Origin of the sequence: Pseudomonas jinjuensis, from assembly GCF_900103845.1 — a bacterium.
Classification (GTDB): Bacteria; Pseudomonadota; Gammaproteobacteria; order Pseudomonadales; family Pseudomonadaceae; genus Pseudomonas; species Pseudomonas jinjuensis.
Genome location: NZ_FNIJ01000020.1, coordinates 1 through 15,287 on the forward strand (window position 1 = coordinate 1; position 15,287 = coordinate 15,287).

General features: G+C 68.5%; 13 protein-coding genes and 1 pseudogene. 10 read left to right on the plus strand and 4 right to left on the minus strand.

The genetic code is table 11. The annotated features are described in order from the left end of the window. Positions 1-280, minus strand: a 280-nt coding sequence (locus tag BLR75_RS22985) for a transposase (protein WP_139207054.1), incomplete at its 3' end; no start/stop codon positions are given. A gap of 70 nt (positions 281-350) precedes the next feature. On the opposite strand from BLR75_RS22985, the pseudogene BLR75_RS22990 reads away from it, so the two are divergent. From BLR75_RS22990 to BLR75_RS23005, 4 genes and pseudogenes are all read left to right on the plus strand, one after another. Further along, positions 351-1,106, plus strand: a pseudogene (locus tag BLR75_RS22990) (CAP domain-containing protein); the annotation flags it as partial. A 280-nt stretch (positions 1,107-1,386) separates the two neighbouring features. Further along, complete coding sequence (locus BLR75_RS22995; RefSeq protein WP_084314054.1) at positions 1,387-3,096, plus strand: FAD-dependent oxidoreductase; 1,710 nt, start codon at positions 1,387-1,389, stop codon at positions 3,094-3,096. Positions 3,097-3,272: 176 nt separating this feature from the next. Next, complete coding sequence (locus BLR75_RS23000; RefSeq protein ID WP_084314055.1) at positions 3,273-4,874, plus strand: DUF1302 domain-containing protein; 1,602 nt, start codon at positions 3,273-3,275, stop codon at positions 4,872-4,874. A gap of 151 nt (positions 4,875-5,025) precedes the next feature. Further along, positions 5,026-6,267 (plus strand): NADH:flavin oxidoreductase, encoded by a 1,242-nt coding sequence (locus tag BLR75_RS23005; RefSeq protein WP_084314056.1) that lies wholly within the window; start codon positions 5,026-5,028, stop codon positions 6,265-6,267. A gap of 90 nt (positions 6,268-6,357) precedes the next feature. On the opposite strand, the gene BLR75_RS23010 is transcribed toward BLR75_RS23005, so the two are convergent. The 3 genes from BLR75_RS23010 to BLR75_RS23020 form a co-directional block, all read right to left on the minus strand. Then, positions 6,358-7,191, minus strand: coding sequence for an alpha/beta fold hydrolase (locus BLR75_RS23010; RefSeq protein ID WP_084314057.1), 834 nt, complete (start codon positions 7,189-7,191; stop codon positions 6,358-6,360). Between the two features lie 207 nt (positions 7,192-7,398). Next, complete coding sequence (locus BLR75_RS23015) at positions 7,399-8,592, minus strand: acyl-CoA dehydrogenase family protein (protein ID WP_084314058.1); 1,194 nt, start codon at positions 8,590-8,592, stop codon at positions 7,399-7,401. After that, complete coding sequence (locus BLR75_RS23020; RefSeq protein ID WP_084314059.1) at positions 8,589-9,749, minus strand: acyl-CoA dehydrogenase family protein; 1,161 nt, start codon at positions 9,747-9,749, stop codon at positions 8,589-8,591. Before BLR75_RS23020 ends, BLR75_RS23015 begins: the two co-directional genes overlap by 4 nt. A gap of 180 nt (positions 9,750-9,929) precedes the next feature. Here BLR75_RS23020 and BLR75_RS23025 point away from each other — a divergent pair, with 180 nt between their 5' ends. Genes BLR75_RS23025 through BLR75_RS23050 form a run of 6 tightly spaced genes read left to right on the plus strand, consistent with a single transcriptional unit; the run spans position 9,930 to position 15,278 of the window. Further along, positions 9,930-10,823 (plus strand): VOC family protein, encoded by an 894-nt coding sequence (locus tag BLR75_RS23025; protein ID WP_084314060.1) that lies wholly within the window; start codon positions 9,930-9,932, stop codon positions 10,821-10,823. A 9-nt stretch (positions 10,824-10,832) separates the two neighbouring features. Continuing rightward, positions 10,833-11,711 (plus strand): CoA transferase subunit A, encoded by an 879-nt coding sequence (locus BLR75_RS23030; protein WP_084314061.1) that lies wholly within the window; start codon positions 10,833-10,835, stop codon positions 11,709-11,711. Positions 11,712-11,721: 10 nt separating this feature from the next. After that, positions 11,722-12,519 carry a CoA-transferase subunit beta gene (locus BLR75_RS23035; RefSeq protein WP_084314062.1) on the plus strand — a complete coding sequence of 266 codons (798 nt, stop codon included), beginning with the start codon at positions 11,722-11,724 and terminating at the stop codon, positions 12,517-12,519. A 13-nt stretch (positions 12,520-12,532) separates the two neighbouring features. After that, positions 12,533-13,426, plus strand: a complete 894-nt coding sequence (locus BLR75_RS23040) for an enoyl-CoA hydratase (RefSeq protein ID WP_084314063.1) — start codon at positions 12,533-12,535, stop codon at positions 13,424-13,426. Then, positions 13,426-14,529 carry an NAD(P)H-dependent flavin oxidoreductase gene (locus BLR75_RS23045; RefSeq protein WP_084314064.1) on the plus strand — a complete coding sequence of 368 codons (1,104 nt, stop codon included), beginning with the start codon at positions 13,426-13,428 and terminating at the stop codon, positions 14,527-14,529. Before BLR75_RS23040 ends, BLR75_RS23045 begins: the two co-directional genes overlap by 1 nt. Beyond that, positions 14,526-15,278 (plus strand): enoyl-CoA hydratase family protein, encoded by a 753-nt coding sequence (locus BLR75_RS23050; protein WP_084314065.1) that lies wholly within the window; start codon positions 14,526-14,528, stop codon positions 15,276-15,278. The genes BLR75_RS23045 and BLR75_RS23050 overlap by 4 nt, the downstream gene beginning before the upstream one ends. The last annotated feature ends 9 nt before the right edge of the window (positions 15,279-15,287 follow it).

A 15,287-nucleotide genomic window follows, 5' to 3' on the forward strand; every position in this document is an offset into this window, starting at 1 on the left:
TCAATTCGACATTGCGCTGGGCCTCTCGCTCCAGCCGGCGACTGGACTGGATGCGATTGAGATAGCCGTAGATGTAGATCTTCAGGAGATCGGCAGGATGGTAAGCAGGTCTGCCCGTTTCCGCCGGGACGACACCGTCGAAACCCAACTGGCCGAGGTCGAGTTCATCGACGAACACATCGACCACCCGCACCGGGTTGGTGTCCGCGACGTAGTCATCCAGGCTCTCCGGAAGCAGCGTGCTTTGACCTCGATGTTCTCCCTGGATGAAACGCTTCATGGGCCGCCCTGCTGAGTTTGATTCCATCAAATCCGAGCAAGGTCGATGCCAACGTTTTTACACAGCCTGGGCCATCAACGACTATCGCAGCCACCCCCGGCGCTGCTCGGGACGCTCGCTGAGGGCGTTGCCGCCATTGGCGCTGAAATCGAGCCTGGCCTTGCCGGTGGGTTTCGCTGGCGCCCTGCGCGAGGAGTTGAAGGACAACGGCTACCAGGCCGTGGCGGTGCGAACCATCCGCCTGGCGGGCGCGGGGGATGCCGGGGAAGCCTTCGACATGCTCGCGCGCCGCTACTGCGGAGCGCTGCTCGACACCCAGTACGCCGATATCGGCATCACCCGTTCGCGGAGCCAATGGCGGCTGGTGCTGGCGCGCCCCCTGCTCGACAGCCGGCAGCTGGGTGATCCGCGCGCGGCGGGCAGGACCCTGCTGGCCCAGGTCAACGCCGCCCGGGCGAAGCCGCGCATGTGCGGTCGCCAGCGCTTCGGCGCCGCTCGCCCGCTGGCCTGGAATTCCGCCCTGGGAGCGGCGGCGCAGGCGCACAGCCGGTCGATGGCCCGCGGCAACTACTTCTCGCACCAGGACCCCGACGGCGATTCGGCGATGGACAGGGCAAGGGCCGCCGGCTATCGCGGCCGGCAGATCGGCGAGAACATCGCCGCCGGCCAGGGCTCGCCGGGCCGGGCGCTGGAAGGCTGGCTCGCCAGCCCCGGGCATTGCGCCAACCTGATGAACCCGCGCTTCACCCAGGTCGGCGCCGGCTATGCGACGCAGCCGCGCAGCGATGCGGGGATCTACTGGACGATGGTGTTCGGCGCACCCTGATCGCGCGGCCCGCGGGATATGGCCGCGGGCCACCTGGGACGGGCGTTTCGACTAGTCCGCATTGACGATGAAGGATCTGCCGCCCGGTCCGATCATCGACCGGCCTCCGCGCCATCGCGCAAGACTCGGCGCGCGAGCACATCGCCAGCAACCACATGGCCTCCGGCCGCAGCTTCGGCGCGGTGCAACCGGGCCTGCCCGATCCGTTCGCGCGAGAGGCGCCGGGCGCACGCCCCGCGCCAGCGGACCCTTCCCGACCACAGCCAATGGCATAATAAAAATGACGGCACACGCTCAGATTCAGACCAGTTACGACGTCATCGTCGTCGGCTCCGGCGCCGGCGCCATGACCGCCGCGCTATTCGCGGCCGAACGCGGGCTCTCGGTACTGGTGGTGGAAAAGAGCCACCAGTTCGGCGGCACCTCGGCGATCTCCGGTGGCGGCATCTGGATTCCCAACAACCACCACTTCGCCGCCAGGGGTGGCGACGACAGCGTCGACAAGGCCTGGACCTACCTGAAGGCGGCAGTCGGCGACAAGGTGGACGAAAAGCGCCTGCGCGCCTATCTGGAGCAGGCGCCTAGGATGGTCCGCGAACTGGAAGCCTGCAGCCGGGTGCGCTTCGCCGTCGCCGAGAAATACCCCGACTACTACCAGCACCTGCCGGGCTCGCTGCCGGGCGGTCGCTCGCTGGACCCGGAAATCTTCGACGCCAGCGTGCTGGAGGAAGAGTTCGGCAACATGCGCCCGGCCTCGGCCACCACCCTGCTCATGGGCAGGATCGCCTGGACCGCGCGCCAGGCGCACAAGGCGATGTCGCGCAGCTTCGGCTGGCGCCTGATGCTGCTGTGGCTGATGCTGCGCTACAGGCTGGACTTCAGGTGGCGGCGGCGCAGCGAACTGGACCGCCGCACCGCCCTGGGCGCTTCGCTGGTGGCCTCGCTGCGCCGCTCGCTGATGGACCGCAAGGTGCCGCTGTGGCTGAACACCGACTTCCGCGAGCTGAAGGTGGAGGATGGGCGGGTCGCCGGCATCCGCGTGCACAGCGGCGGTCGCGAGCTGGAGCTGCAGGCGCGGCTGGGGGTGATCCTGGGTTCCGGCGGCTTCGAGCAGAGCCAGGCCCTGCGCGAACGCTACCTGCCGCAGCCGACCCGCCAGGAATGGAGCGCCACGCCGCCGGGCAACAACACCGGCGCCGGGCTGGAAGCCGCCCGGGCCATCGGCGCGGCCACCGACCTGATGGACTGGGGCTGGTGGGCGCCGACCATTTCCGTGCCGGGCGAGGAGAAGCCGCGGCCGATCTTCGCCGAACGCGCCTTCCCCGGCTCCATCGTGGTCAACGGCCAGGGCCGGCGCTTCGTCAACGAGGCGGCGCCGTACCTGGAGTTCGTCGACGCCATGTACCAGGACAACCAGCGCAGCGGCGGAAAGTCGATTCCGGCCTGGGTGATCTTCGACGCCCGGTTCCGCTTCAGCTATGCCATGGGCCCGCTGATGCCGGCGCAGATCATGCCCGACAGCCGCCTGCCGGCCGACTGGCTGAACGACCTCTACTACAAGGCCGACAGCCTGCCGGAGCTGGCTGCGCAGATCGGCGTCGACGCCGTGACCCTGGTGGCCAGCGTCGAGCGCCTCAACGGGTTCGCCCGCACCGGCGTCGACCTGGACTTCGGCCGCGGCGGCAATGTCTTCGACCGCTACTACGGCAGCGTCGACGTCAAGCCCAACCCCTGCCTGGCGCCGCTGACCAGGGGGCCGTACTACGCCATGCGCATGAACGCCGGCGACATCGGCACCAAGGGCGGCCTGCTGACCAACGAGCATGCCCAGGTGCTGTACCCGTGCGGCAAGGCGATTCCCGGCCTGTATGCCATCGGCAACACCTCGGCGTCGGTGCTCGGCACCACCTATCCGGGGGCGGGCGGGACGCTCGGGCCGGCGATGACCTTCGGCTATGTCGCCGCCAACCATCTTTCCGCGCAGCGCTGAGACGGGCCGGAAACATCTGCCCACCGGCGCGGCTGCGCCGGACTAGGCCAAATGGAAGATGCGCGGGCATCACCGTCCTTTACACACTGCTCCGGCGACCAGCGTGTGCTTCGGGTGGGGACATGGACCCGCGGAGGCTGGAGCACGATTGCGAGAAGTCTATAAGGATAAGAATCATGCATGACAAGCAACCTGGATGGAGCTTCGCCCCCGGCGTGCTGGGCCTGGCGCTGGCGAGCGGCGCGGCCGTGGCCGGACCGACCATCGAACTGGGCGAGAACACCACCCTGGACTCCACCCTCACCGTGAACTACACGGCCTCGATGCGTACCGCCAAGCCGGCCAACCAGTACCTGGACAGCCTCAACAACGATGACAGCACGCGCAACTTCAACCGTGGTTCGCTGATCACCAACCGCGTCACCCTGTTCGGCGAGCTCATGCTCAACCACGAGAACCTGGGCGCGGTGCTGCGTGGCAGCCACTTCTACGACGACGTCTACCACAACCGCAACGACAACGATTCGCCGGACACGGTGAACAAGAGCGGCCGCCACGACGCCTTCACCAGCGACACCCGCCGCTTCAGCGGCGGCAAGGCGCGCCTGCTGGACGCCTACGTCTACGGCAACTTCGACATCTTCGACGACCAGTACCTGTCGCTGAAGGCCGGCCGGCACGTGGTGGCCTGGGGCGAGAGCCTGTTCTGGCCGAACATCAGCCAGGGCCAGACGATCGTCGACGCCACCAAGTTCAACGTGCCGGGCACCGAGGCCAAGGACGCCTACCTGCCGGTGGGGCAGGTCTCCACCTCCTGGTCGCTGAACCAGGACCTGGCGCTGCTCGCCTACTACCAGTACGAGTGGGACGAGACCCAGCTCAACCCGGTGGGCGACTACTTCAACGGCACCGACTACTTCGGTCCGGGGGCCGAGTTCTTCCGCTTCGCCGCCGGCGATCCGGCCCTCGCCTCGCTGAGCTACGGCGGCAAGGAAAAACCGGGCAACAGCGGCCAGTGGGGTATCGGCACCCGTTACCGCCTGACCGAGAGCACCGAAGTGGGGCTGTTCCACTACCGCTACCATGAGCACGTCGGCGCGCTGTTCTTCAGCTTCGGCGGCGATACCACCTTTTCGACCCTGGACGGCAGGGTCGATGCGGGCACCTACCGGCTGGGCTTCTTCGACGATGTCGAGCTGACCGGCGCGAGCTTCAGTTCGAAGATCGGCGATTCGGTGCAGATCGCCGGCGACCTGAGCTACCGCGATGGCTCGGCGGTGTACCTGGACAACGGCGTTCCGGCCCGCGGCCAGGTGTGGCAGGGCAACCTCAACGCCATGTACCTGATCGGGCCAACCTGGCTGGCGCACCAGACCAGCCTGTTCGGCGAGGTCATGAACCAGTACATCGAGGGCGTCGACGACGTCGATGTCAGCGTCAACGGGACCCGCATCGGCAGCTTCGACAAGTTCGTCTACGACGGCCAGACCCGCGACTCGACCCTGTTCGGCGTGGGCGCGCAGATGGACTACCTGGGCGTCTTCAGCGGCTGGGACCTGATCACCAAGGTCAACTGGATGCAGAACATCGACGGCAGCGCCCTGCAGGGCCTGGGACGCGAAGAGAAGCGCCTGACGCTGGGGGCGGACCTCAAGTACCTGGGCAACTTCCAGGTCGGCCTGACCTACGTCGATTTCCTCAGCTCGCCGGATATCGCCAGGGGGCGGACCATGGCCGACCGCGACTACCTGTCGTTCAACGCCAAGTACAGCTTCTGATGTCCATCCGGCCGGCCGCGGGGCGCCCGCGGCCGGCCGTTCTCCCGTTGCCATCCCCGCTCCGTGGCGGGGCGGGCGATCCTCTGCATTTCCCCCGGCGCCGGGCCGTCGCGGCGCAGGACCTGCAAGTACCACGACAAGGATCACGCACATGCAGAACACCGCAGACCGCAGCATCGACTCGCCTGCGTTCCAGCCGCTGAAGATCGGCCCGCTTACCCTGCGCAACCGCTTCATCAAGGCGGCCACCAACGAGGGCATGTCGCCCGATGGCGTGCCGAGCAAGCAGATGCTCAGGTTCCATGAGTCCATCGCCGCCGGCGGCACGGGCATGACCACCGTGGCCTACTGCGCGGTGAGCGCCGACGGCCGCACGCTTCCCAACCAGATCCTCCTCGACCGCCAGACCCTGCCGCACCTGCGCGCGCTCACCGATGCGGTGCACCGCCAGGGCGCGGCCGCTTCGGCGCAGATCACCCATGGCGGCTGCTTCACCTTCCTGCCGCCGCAGCAGACGCCGCGTCCGCTGTCCTCCAGCGGAGGCTTCAACAAGGTCGGCATCATGAGCGGCATGCTGCTCAAGCAGGCGATGACCGAGGCCGACATGCAGCGCGTGGCCGACGAGTTCGTCCAGGGCGCGCGGCTCGCCCGCGAGGCCGGCTTCGATGCGGTGGAGCTGCACATGGGCCATGGCTATCTGCTCAGCCAGTTCGTCTCCCGGCTGTACAACAGGCGCCGCGACCAGTACGGCGGCAGCCTGGAGAACCGCCTGCGCTTCCCCGGCCTGGTACTGCGCCGGGTGCTCGACGCGGTCGGCCGCGACCTCGCCGTGGTCTGCAAGTACAGCATCACCGAGGGCGTGCGTGGCGGCCACACGGCCGAGGACGGCGCCGCCATCGCGTGCATCCTCGAAGGCGAGGGCGCCCACCTGCTGGTGCTCAGCGCGGGGATGAACGTGGAGTCGATCACCACCATGTTCGGCTCCTCCTTCCCCAAGGAAAACCGGGTCAGCACCGGCAACCCGCTGATCGGCGCGGCCATGGCCATCCAGCGCCTGTTCGAGCCGAGGGTGGAGTTCCGTGAGCTGTACCTGCTCGAACATGCGCGCAAGGTGCGCGCCGCGGTGCGCATGCCGCTGGCCTACCTGGGCGGCGCGAAAAGCCTGGACAGCATCGAGCGGGTCATGGGCGAGGGCTTCGATGCGGTGGCCATGGGCCGTGTGCTGATCGCCGAGCCGGACTACGTCGGCAAGTTGCGCAGCGGTGCCAGCCGCGACTCCGTGTGCACCTCGTGCAACCGCTGCGTGGCGATGATGTACACGCCGGGCGGCACCTCCTGCGTGCTCGGCCAGCCGGGCGACGCGCTGCTCAACAGCCAGGGCGCCGCGTCCTGAAGCATCGCCGCTGCGGCGCTGGCTCCGCTGTCTTTCCTGCCCGCGTCCGACCCTGGAGTCGGACGCGGGTTTTTTCGGAGGGCCTGAGGCTCAGCCGTGCCGGAGGAAATCCAGGCAGCTGCGGTTGAACAGTCCGTGGTGCTCGACCTGCACCCAGTGGCCGCACTGGTTGAGCACGATGAAGCGCGCCTGCTTCGCGCCATCGATGATGCGCTGGGCGCCGCCGACCGGATTGAAGTTGTCGCCGCTGCCCCAGAAGCCGAGGATCGGGCAGCGAATCTCGTCCAGGCGCGATTCCATGTTGGGAATCATCATGGTGCTGAACAGGTTCTTCGGCTGGGTCACGGCCACGGCGACGCGCTCGGCCAGCAGGTCGTCCGGCAGGATCGAGGGATCGAACAGCTGCAGGCTCATCATGCTGCGCATTTCGTCCATGCCGATGGGACCGGCGCCGAACAGCGAGACCATGCGCAGGATGCCGGGCATCTGGAAGTAGGTTTCGCGTTCCTCGACGCCGCCCGGCGCCAGCAGGATCAGGTTTTCCGGAAGGTCCGGCTCGGCCAGGGCCAGGCCCAGCGCGATGGCGCCGCCGAGGGAGTTGCCCAGCAGGGTGCAGCGCCCGATGCCGATGGCCTTGACGAAGGCGCGCAGGGTGCCGACGAAGAACTCCAGGTCGTAGCGGCCATCGTCCGGCTTGTCGGAGCGGCCGAAGCCCGGCAGGTCGAGGACGATGTTGCGGTAGCCGGCCTCGACGAATGCCGGGTAGTTGCCCTTGAAGTTGCTGTATCCGCTGGCGCCAGGGCCGCTGCCGTGCAGCCACAGCACCACCGGACCCTGGCCCTCGTCGAGGTAGTGCAGGCGCAGCCCGCTGGGCAGGGTCACGTAGTGGCCGATGGGCAGTGGCAAGTCTACTTGCTGGGTCATCCTGTCGTTCTCCTGGTCTGGCGTTGGCGGCGGGCGGGTCGGTGCATGCCGCGCCGGTTCCGGCGATGCTCCTCCCCGGGCGCGGAAATCGCATCGTCCGTTCAGACCAGCCGGAATTTCGCGGGCATGGCCCGCTTGTACACGGAATTCGCGAGCAGGATGCGCCGGGATACCATGACGGGACGGCTTCGCGGGTTTCCTCGTCGCTCAGGCCTTCACCCGTGGCTCGCGCGGCATGCCCAGGGCGCGTTCGGCGATGATGTTGCGCTGGATCTCGTTGCTGCCGCCGTAGATGGTGTCGGCGCGGGTGAACAGGAACATGGACTGCAGGCGCGACAGCTCGTAGGGCGCGCCGTCGAGGATTTCCGCCTGCGGGCCGAGCACGTCCATCGCCAGCTTGCCCAGCTCCAGGTGCCAGGTGGACCAGGCCAGCTTGTAGATCATCGCCTCGCGGCGCAGGCTGCCGTCCTGGCTGCCGGAGAGCATGCGCAGCGAGTTGTAGCGCAGCACCCTGAGTCCCGCCCAGGCCTGGGCCAGGCGCTGGCGCAGCAGCGGGTCGCGGTCGGCGCCGTTGGTCCTGGCGATGCGGATGATCTCGTCCAGCTCGTTCCTGAACTGCATCTGCTGGCCCAGGGTGGATACGCCGCGCTCGAAGCCGAGCAGGGCCATGGCCACCTTCCAGCCGTCGCCCGGCTTGCCGATGATGTTTTCGGCGGCGGTGCGCGCGTCGCTGAAGAACACCTCGTTGAATTCGCTGGTGCCGGTCAGCTGCTGGATCGGCTGCACCTCGATGCCCGCCTGGTCCATCGGCACCAGCAGGAAGCTCAGGCCGTGGTGGCCGACGCTGCCCGGCTCGGTGCGCGCCAGCACGAAGCACCACTGCGACTCGTGGGCCAGGGAGGTCCACACCTTCTGCCCGTTGATCAGCCATTCGCTGCCGCTGGCGTCGAGCTGGGCGCGGGTCCTGACCCCGGCGAGGTCGGAGCCGGCGCCGGGCTCGGAGTAGCCCTGGCACCAGAACTCGCGGCCTTCGAGGATGCCCGGCAGGAAGCGCCGTTGCTGCTCCTCGCTGCCCATCGCCACCAGGGTCGGGCCGATCAGGCCTTCGCCGATGTGGCCCATGCGTCCGGGGCCGCCGGCACGGGCGTATTCCTCGTGGAAGATCACCTGCTGGCTGATCGACAGGCCGCGGCCGCCGCATTCCTCCGGCCAGCCGATGCCGATCCAGCCGCCCCTGGCCAGTTCGCGCTCCCAGGCTTTGCGTTCCTCGGGGAACATGTGCTCGTCGCCGGGACCGCCGCGGAAGCGCAGGGTGGCGAACTCGCCCTGCAGGTGCTGTTCGAGCCAGTCGGCCACTTCCTGGCGGAAGGCTTCGTCCTCGGGGCTGAAACCGATTTTCATGGGCGGGACTCCAGGATCAGGGTGGCCAGGCGCTCGCGATGCCAGGCGGGGCTGCCCAGCAGCTGTTCGCTGGCGCGGGCGCGTTTGAAGTAGAGGTGCGGGTCGTATTCCCAGGTGAAGCCGACGCCGCCGTGCAGCTGGATGGACTCGCCGGCGCAGCGCATGAAGGCCTCGCTGGCCTCGCTCTTGGCGATCGGCGCGGCCTCGTCCAGTTCGCCGGCGAGCAGCGCGTCGCCTTCGCCGGCCAGGGCTTCCTGGGCCACGCAGGCGGCGTAGTAGCTGGCCGAGCGGGCGCATTCGATGGCCAGCATCAGGTCGGCGCAGCGGTGCTTGATCGCCTGGAAGCTGGCGATGCTGCGGCTGAACTGCCGGCGCTCGCCGATGTAGGCCAGGGTCAGGTCCAGGCATTGCTGGGCGGCGCCGGTCTGCTCGCAGGCCAGGGCGATGGCGCCGATCTGCAGGACCCTGTCCAGCAATCCGCCGCCGTCGCCCGCCGGATGCAGGCATTGCGCGGGCGTGACCGCGACGTCGTCCAGCTCGATGCGCGCCAGGCGCCGGGTCTGGTCGAGGGTGGGCAGCGGATGGCGCCGCAGGCCCGGCTGGCTGGCCGGCACGGCGAACAGCGCGAGGTCGCCGCCGTCCCGCTCGGCGGCGAGGATCAGCAGGCCCGCCGTGGCGCCGTCGAGCACCGCATCGTAGTGGCCGTCGAGCCGCCAGCCGTTCGCCGCGGCGCGCGCCCTGGGCTGGCGCGCCTGGCGCCAGTCGTTGCGCTGGTGCTGGTAGGCGAGGGTGGCGGTCAGGCCGCCGGAGGCCAGTTCCGGCAGCCATTGCCCGCGCAACGCCTGGTTGCCGCCCAGCAGCAGGGCCGGGGTGGCCAGGCAGGCGCTGGCCAGGAATGGCGAGCAGAGCAGGTGCCGGCCCATCTGTTCGAGCAGGATGGCCTGCTCGACGAAGCCCAGGCCGAGGCCGCCGTACTGCTCGGGGATCATCAGCGCCGGCCAGCACAGTTCTTCGGCGATCCGGCGCCACAGCTCCGGGTCGTAGCCCGCCGGGCTGGCCATGGCGGCGCGGATCGCCGCGGAGTCCGATGTCCTCGACAGGAAGTCGGCGGCGCTTTGTTGAATCATCAGTTGTTCGTCGTTGAACGCGAAGTCCATCTGCGGGTTCCTCAGGCCGACATTTGCGGCCTGAAGTGTGCGGACCGGCGCGCGCCGGCGAATCCTTAAAAGAGACTAGGACGGCGACCCGGGTCCTTAGTCTCAACAGACGATGAAGCCCCTCCGGTGCATTCGCACAATGGCATCCAGTCATGAGATGACCATTTCAGGAGCAGGGACATGATCGACATCCGTGGATTGAGTTACTTCGTCGCCCAGGTCGAGAACCTGGGCGACTGGCAGCGCTATGCCGAAGACGTGCTCGGTATGCCGGTCAGCCCGGCGCCGGGCGGCGGCCTCTACGTGAAGATGGACGAGCGTCCGTTCCGCATGCTGATCGTCGAAGGCAGCGACAGGCGCTACCTGGCCTCCGGCTGGGAGCTGGCCGGCGAGGCGGCGTATCGCCGGGCGCTGGAGGTGCTCGAAGCCAGGGGCGTGGCCTGGGAGCAGGGCTCTGCGGCCGACTGCGTCCAGCGCGGCGTGCAGGCGCTGGCGGTGGTCACCGATCCGTCCGGCAACCGCCACGAGTTGTCCTGGGGGCACCGTTCCGACTGCCTGCCGTTCGTTTCGCCGCAGGGCGTGCCGCGCTTCGTCACCGGCGACATGGGCCTGGGCCATACCGTGCTGCCGGCGCCGAATTTCGACGCCACCCTGGCCTTCGCCACCGAGGTGCTGGGCTTCGGCGTCTCCGACATCTTCAACTTCAGCCCGGCCGAGGGCGTTCCGCCGGTGCGCATCTACTTCCTGCACTGCGGCAACGCGCGCCACCACAGCCTGGCCCTGGCCGAGTACCCGGTGCCCAGCGGCTGCGTGCACGTGATGGTGGAGGTCGAGAACATGACCGAAGTGGGCCGTGCCCACGACCGCCGCGTCGCCCACGACGTGCCGCTGTCGGCGACCCTCGGCCAGCACCTGAACGACCGCATGACCAGTTTCTACATGCAGACCCCGTCCGGCTTCGACCTGGAGTACGGCTTCGGCGGCCTGCAACTGGACTGGGAGCAGCACTCGGTCTTCGAATTCACCCGCGTGAGCATCTGGGGGCACGATTTCTCGGTCGGGCGCCAGCAGTAAGGAGTCAGCATGAACAAGCAGATGACAACCCGGCAGGCGGTCGACCTGCTGCAGGACGGCATGACCGTCGGCTTCGGCGGCTGGGGGCCGCGGCGCAAACCGATGGCGGTGGTGCGCGAAATCCTCCGCTCGGACGTCAAGGACCTGACCGTGGTCGGCTACGGCGGCCCGGAGATGGGCATGCTGTGCGCCGCCGGCAAGGTCAGGAAACTGATCTTCGGCTTCGCCACCATGGACGCCATCCCGCTCGAACCCTGGTTCCGCAAGTGCCGCCAGGAAGGGCGGATCAGGGAACTGATGGAGCTGGACGAAGGCATGTACCAGTGGGGGCTGCGCGCCGCCGGCATGCGCCTGCCGTTCCTGCCGACCCGCTGCGGCCTGGCCACCGACATCACCCGGCTCAGCCCGGAGATCAGGACCATCACCTCGCCCTACGCCGACGGTGAAGTGCTGCTGGCCATGCCGGCGCTGAACCTGGACATCTCCTTCCTCCACGTCAACGAAGCAGACCGCCTGGGCAACACCCTGATCACCGGCAACGACGCCTACTTCGACCACCTGATGGCGCGCGCCTCCCGGCAGTGCGTGGTGTCCTGCGAGCGCATCAGCGAGCGCCTGGAGCTGAGCGCCGAGCAGGCCCGCTTCAACACCTTCGAGCGCTACCTGGTGACCGGCGTGGTGCACGCGCCCTTCGGCGCCCACCCGACCACCTGCGCACCGGAGTACGGCTGGGACCTGGCGCACATGAAGCGCTACGCCGAATCCGCCGAGGCGGAGAACGGCTGGGCGGCCTACATGGACGAGTTCGTCTACGTCAGCGAGGCCGACTACCAGACCAAGAATGGCGGCCAGGACCGCCTGTCCACCCTGGCCCAGCCGGTGTTCTGAGGAGTTGACCATGAGCCTTGCGAAAGACTTTTCCCTTGCCGAGCTGCTGATCGTCGCCGCCAGCGAGGCCTGGCGCGGCAACGGCGAGATCCTCGCCTCCGGCCTCGGCATCCTGCCGCGCCTGGGCGCCGGCCTGGCCAAGCTGACCCACAGCCCGGAACTGCTGATGACCGACAGCGAGTGCTTCCTGGTCGAGGAGCCGGTGCCGGTCGGCCCGCGTGGCGACTACGTGCCGAAGTACTCCGGCTACATGGGCTTCGAGCGGGTCTTCGAGTGCGTCTGGGGTGGCCGCCGCCACGCCATGATCGGCCCGACCCAGGTCGACCGCTTCGGCCAGACCAACCTGTCCACCGTCGGCCCCGACTACTACCAGCCGAAGATCGCCATGCTCGGCGTGCGCGGCCTGCCGGGCAACAGCATCAACCACCGCAACTCCTTCTTCATCCCCAACCACTCGCTGCGTTCGCTGGTGCACGAGGTGGACATGGTGTCCGGCGTGGGCTTCGACCCGGCGCGCTGGGAAAAGGGCATGAACGACTCGCTGATGTCCATCGGCATCGTCCTCACCGACCTCTGCGTCATGGACTTCAACGGCCCCGGCCGCGCCGCGCAGGTGCTTTCCCTGCACCCGGGCGTGAGCTTCGAGGAAGTGCAGGAGAAGACCGGTTTCCCGCTGCTCAGGGCGGAGGGCATGGGCGAGACCCCGCACCCGACCGAGGAGCAGCTGGCGCTGATCCGCCGTCTCGACCCGCACGACCTGCGCTCCAGACAACTCAAGGGCAACCCGCCGGGCATCCGCCAGGCTTGATGGGGACGTGGCAATGAGCGAATTCATCGAACGCCAGGACAACAGCGTCTACGAGACCGATACCCCGGTGAAGTACAGCGTGGCGGACGGCATCGCCACCGTCACCATGAGCCGCACCGGGTTCAACAACGCGCAGAATTCGCAGATGACCTATGCGCTGGACGCGGCCTTCAAGCGCGCCATCGCCGACGATGCGGTGAAGGTCATCGTCCTGCGTGGCGACGGCAAGCACTTCTCCGCCGGCCACGACATCGGCACGCCGGGGCGGGACATCAACAGGGAATTCGAGCGCGCGCACCTGCTCTGGGACCACACCAACAAGCCCGGTGGCGAGTTCCTCTACGTGCGCGAGCAGGAGGTCTACCTGGGCATGTGCCGGCGCTGGCGCGACATGCCCAAGCCGACCATCGCCATGGTCCAGGGCGCCTGCATCGCCGGCGGCCTGATGCTGGCCTGGGTCTGCGACCTGATCGTCGCCAGCGACGACGCCTTCTTCCAGGACCCGGTGGTGCGCATGGGCATCCCGGGGGTGGAGTACTTCGCCCATCCCTACGAGATGAATCCGCGCATCGCCAAGGAATTCCTCATGTGCGGCGAGCGCATGCCGGCGTCCCGCGCCTACGAGGTCGGCATGGTCAACCGCGTGGTGCCGCGCAAGGAACTGGAGGCGGCCACCTATGCGCTGGCGGAGAAGATCGGCAAGCAGCCGCGCATGGGCCTGGCGCTGACCAAGCAGGCGATCAACCACGTCGAGGACCTGGCCGGCAAGCGCACGGCGATGGATGCGGTATTCGCCTGGCACCACTTCGCCCATGCCCACAACGAGCTGCTCTCCGGCGACAAGCTCGGCGGCTACGACGCCAGGGCCATGGCCGCGGCCAACAAGCAGTCGGCGGGAGAAGCCTGATGTCCGCCTGGCTGGAAACAGAACTGACCCGCCGGCTGGGTTGCCGCTACCCGGTGGTGCAGACCGCCATGGGCTGGGTCGCCGACGCCAACCTGGTGATCGGCACCACCCGCGCCGGCGGCTTCGGCTTCCTCGCCGCGGCCACCCTGAACAGCGCGCAGACCCGCAGCGAGATCGAGCGGATCATCGCCGCCACCGGCAGCCGCAACTTCGGCCTGAACTTCCACATGTTCCAGGAGAACGCCGCCGACTGCGTGGACATGGCCATCGACTACGGCCTCAAGGCGGTCAGCTACGGCCGTGGCCCGGATGCCGGGACCGTGCGGCGCTTCAAGGACGCCGGCGTGCTGTGCATCCCCACCGTCGGCGCGGCCAAGCACGCGATCAAGGCGGTGCAGATGGGCGCCGACATGATCACCATCCAGGGCGGCGAGGGCGGCGGCCACACCGGCGGCGTGCCCAGCTCGATCCTGCTGCCGCAGGTGCTGGACGCGGTGGACGTGCCGGTGATCGCCGCCGGCGGCTTTTCCACCGGCCGTGGCCTGGCCTCGGCGCTGGCCGCCGGCGCCTGCGGCATCGCCATGGGCACGCGCTTCCTGATGAGCCAGGAGTCGCCGACCCCGGCCGCCACCCTGGCGCGCTACCTGCAGGTCCAGGACCCGCAGCGGATCCGCGTGACCCTGGCGGTGGACGGCATGCGCCACCGCATGATCGAGAACGCCTTCATCGATCGCCTGGAGAGGGCCGGCGGCCTGGGCCGCCTGCTGATCGCCCTGCGCAGCGCCTGGAGCTGGAAGCGGCAGACCGGCATGAGCGGCGCGCACATGCTCGGCATCCTGCTCAAGGTGCTCAGGGAGGAACCCGAGGCCCTGTCGCAGACCCTGATGGCCTCGAACCAGCCGGTGCTGCTGCAGAAGTCCATGCAGGACGGCCTGCCGGACGAGGGCATCCTGCCGTCCGGCCAGGTGGCCGCCGCCATCGGCGAGCTGGCCAGCTGCGAAACCATCATCAGCCAGATCGTCGAGCAGGCCGAGGCCTGCCTCGCCGAGCTCTATCAACGCAACCTTCAGCCCGTGGCTGAGCCTTGCAGGAGTGCCACATGAGCAGCGCATTCACCACCCAGGCCGACAATGGCATCGTCGAACTCGTGATCGACAAGGCGCCGGTCAACGCCCTCGACAGCGTCGAGTGGCAGGCCCTGGCCGACCGCATCAACGCCCTGGGCGCCGATCCGCAGACGCGGGTCATCGTCATCCGCGCCGAGGGTCGCGGCTTCTGCGCCGGCGTCGATATCAAGGAGCTGGACCAGCATCCGCAGCGCATCGTCGCGGTCAACCGCGGCAACTACGAAACCTTCAAGGCCGTGCATCGTTGCCCGGTGCCGGTGATCGTCGCGGTGCACGGCTTCGTGCTCGGCGGCGGCATCGGCATCACCGGCGCGGCCGACATCGTCGTCGCCGCGGAGTGCGCGACCTTCGCCCTGCCGGAAGTGGACCGTGGCGCCATGGGCGGCGGCGCCCACCTGCAGCGCCTGTTCCCGGTGCAGAAGGTGCGCTACCTGTTCTTCACCGGCGCCAGCATCGGCGCCCGCGAAGCCGAGAAGTACGGCTTCATCGAGCGCGTGGTGGCCCGGGAAGCGCTGCGCGAAACCGCCCTGGAGATCGCCGCCAGAATCGCCGCCAAGAGCCCGTCGATGATCCGCATCGCCAAGGAGGCGCTCAACGGCATCGAGGACGGCAACCTGGAAGACAAGTACCGCTGGGAGCAGGGCTTCACCTTGCAGGCCTACACCAGCCCGGATTCGGCGGAAACCCGCCGTGCCTTCGTCGAAAAACGCGACGCGAAGTTCTGAGGGCCCGCC

What these genes read in the sequence shown, in the direction of transcription:
- BLR75_RS22995 (WP_084314054.1), top strand. Translation starts at nt 1,387, where the DNA reads ATGACGGCACACGCTCAGATTCAGACCAGTTACGACGTCATCGTCGTC.
- BLR75_RS23000 (WP_084314055.1), top strand. Translation starts at nt 3,273, where the DNA reads ATGCATGACAAGCAACCTGGATGGAGCTTCGCCCCCGGCGTGCTGGGC.
- BLR75_RS23005 (WP_084314056.1), top strand. Translation starts at nt 5,026, where the DNA reads ATGCAGAACACCGCAGACCGCAGCATCGACTCGCCTGCGTTCCAGCCG.
- BLR75_RS23010 (WP_084314057.1), bottom strand. Translation starts at nt 7,191, where the DNA reads ATGACCCAGCAAGTAGACTTGCCACTGCCCATCGGCCACTACGTGACC.
- BLR75_RS23015 (WP_084314058.1), bottom strand. Translation starts at nt 8,592, where the DNA reads ATGAAAATCGGTTTCAGCCCCGAGGACGAAGCCTTCCGCCAGGAAGTG.
- BLR75_RS23020 (WP_084314059.1), bottom strand. Translation starts at nt 9,749, where the DNA reads ATGGACTTCGCGTTCAACGACGAACAACTGATGATTCAACAAAGCGCC.
- BLR75_RS23025 (WP_084314060.1), top strand. Translation starts at nt 9,930, where the DNA reads ATGATCGACATCCGTGGATTGAGTTACTTCGTCGCCCAGGTCGAGAAC.
- BLR75_RS23030 (WP_084314061.1), top strand. Translation starts at nt 10,833, where the DNA reads ATGAACAAGCAGATGACAACCCGGCAGGCGGTCGACCTGCTGCAGGAC.
- BLR75_RS23035 (WP_084314062.1), top strand. Translation starts at nt 11,722, where the DNA reads ATGAGCCTTGCGAAAGACTTTTCCCTTGCCGAGCTGCTGATCGTCGCC.
- BLR75_RS23040 (WP_084314063.1), top strand. Translation starts at nt 12,533, where the DNA reads ATGAGCGAATTCATCGAACGCCAGGACAACAGCGTCTACGAGACCGAT.
- BLR75_RS23045 (WP_084314064.1), top strand. Translation starts at nt 13,426, where the DNA reads ATGTCCGCCTGGCTGGAAACAGAACTGACCCGCCGGCTGGGTTGCCGC.
- BLR75_RS23050 (WP_084314065.1), top strand. Translation starts at nt 14,526, where the DNA reads ATGAGCAGCGCATTCACCACCCAGGCCGACAATGGCATCGTCGAACTC.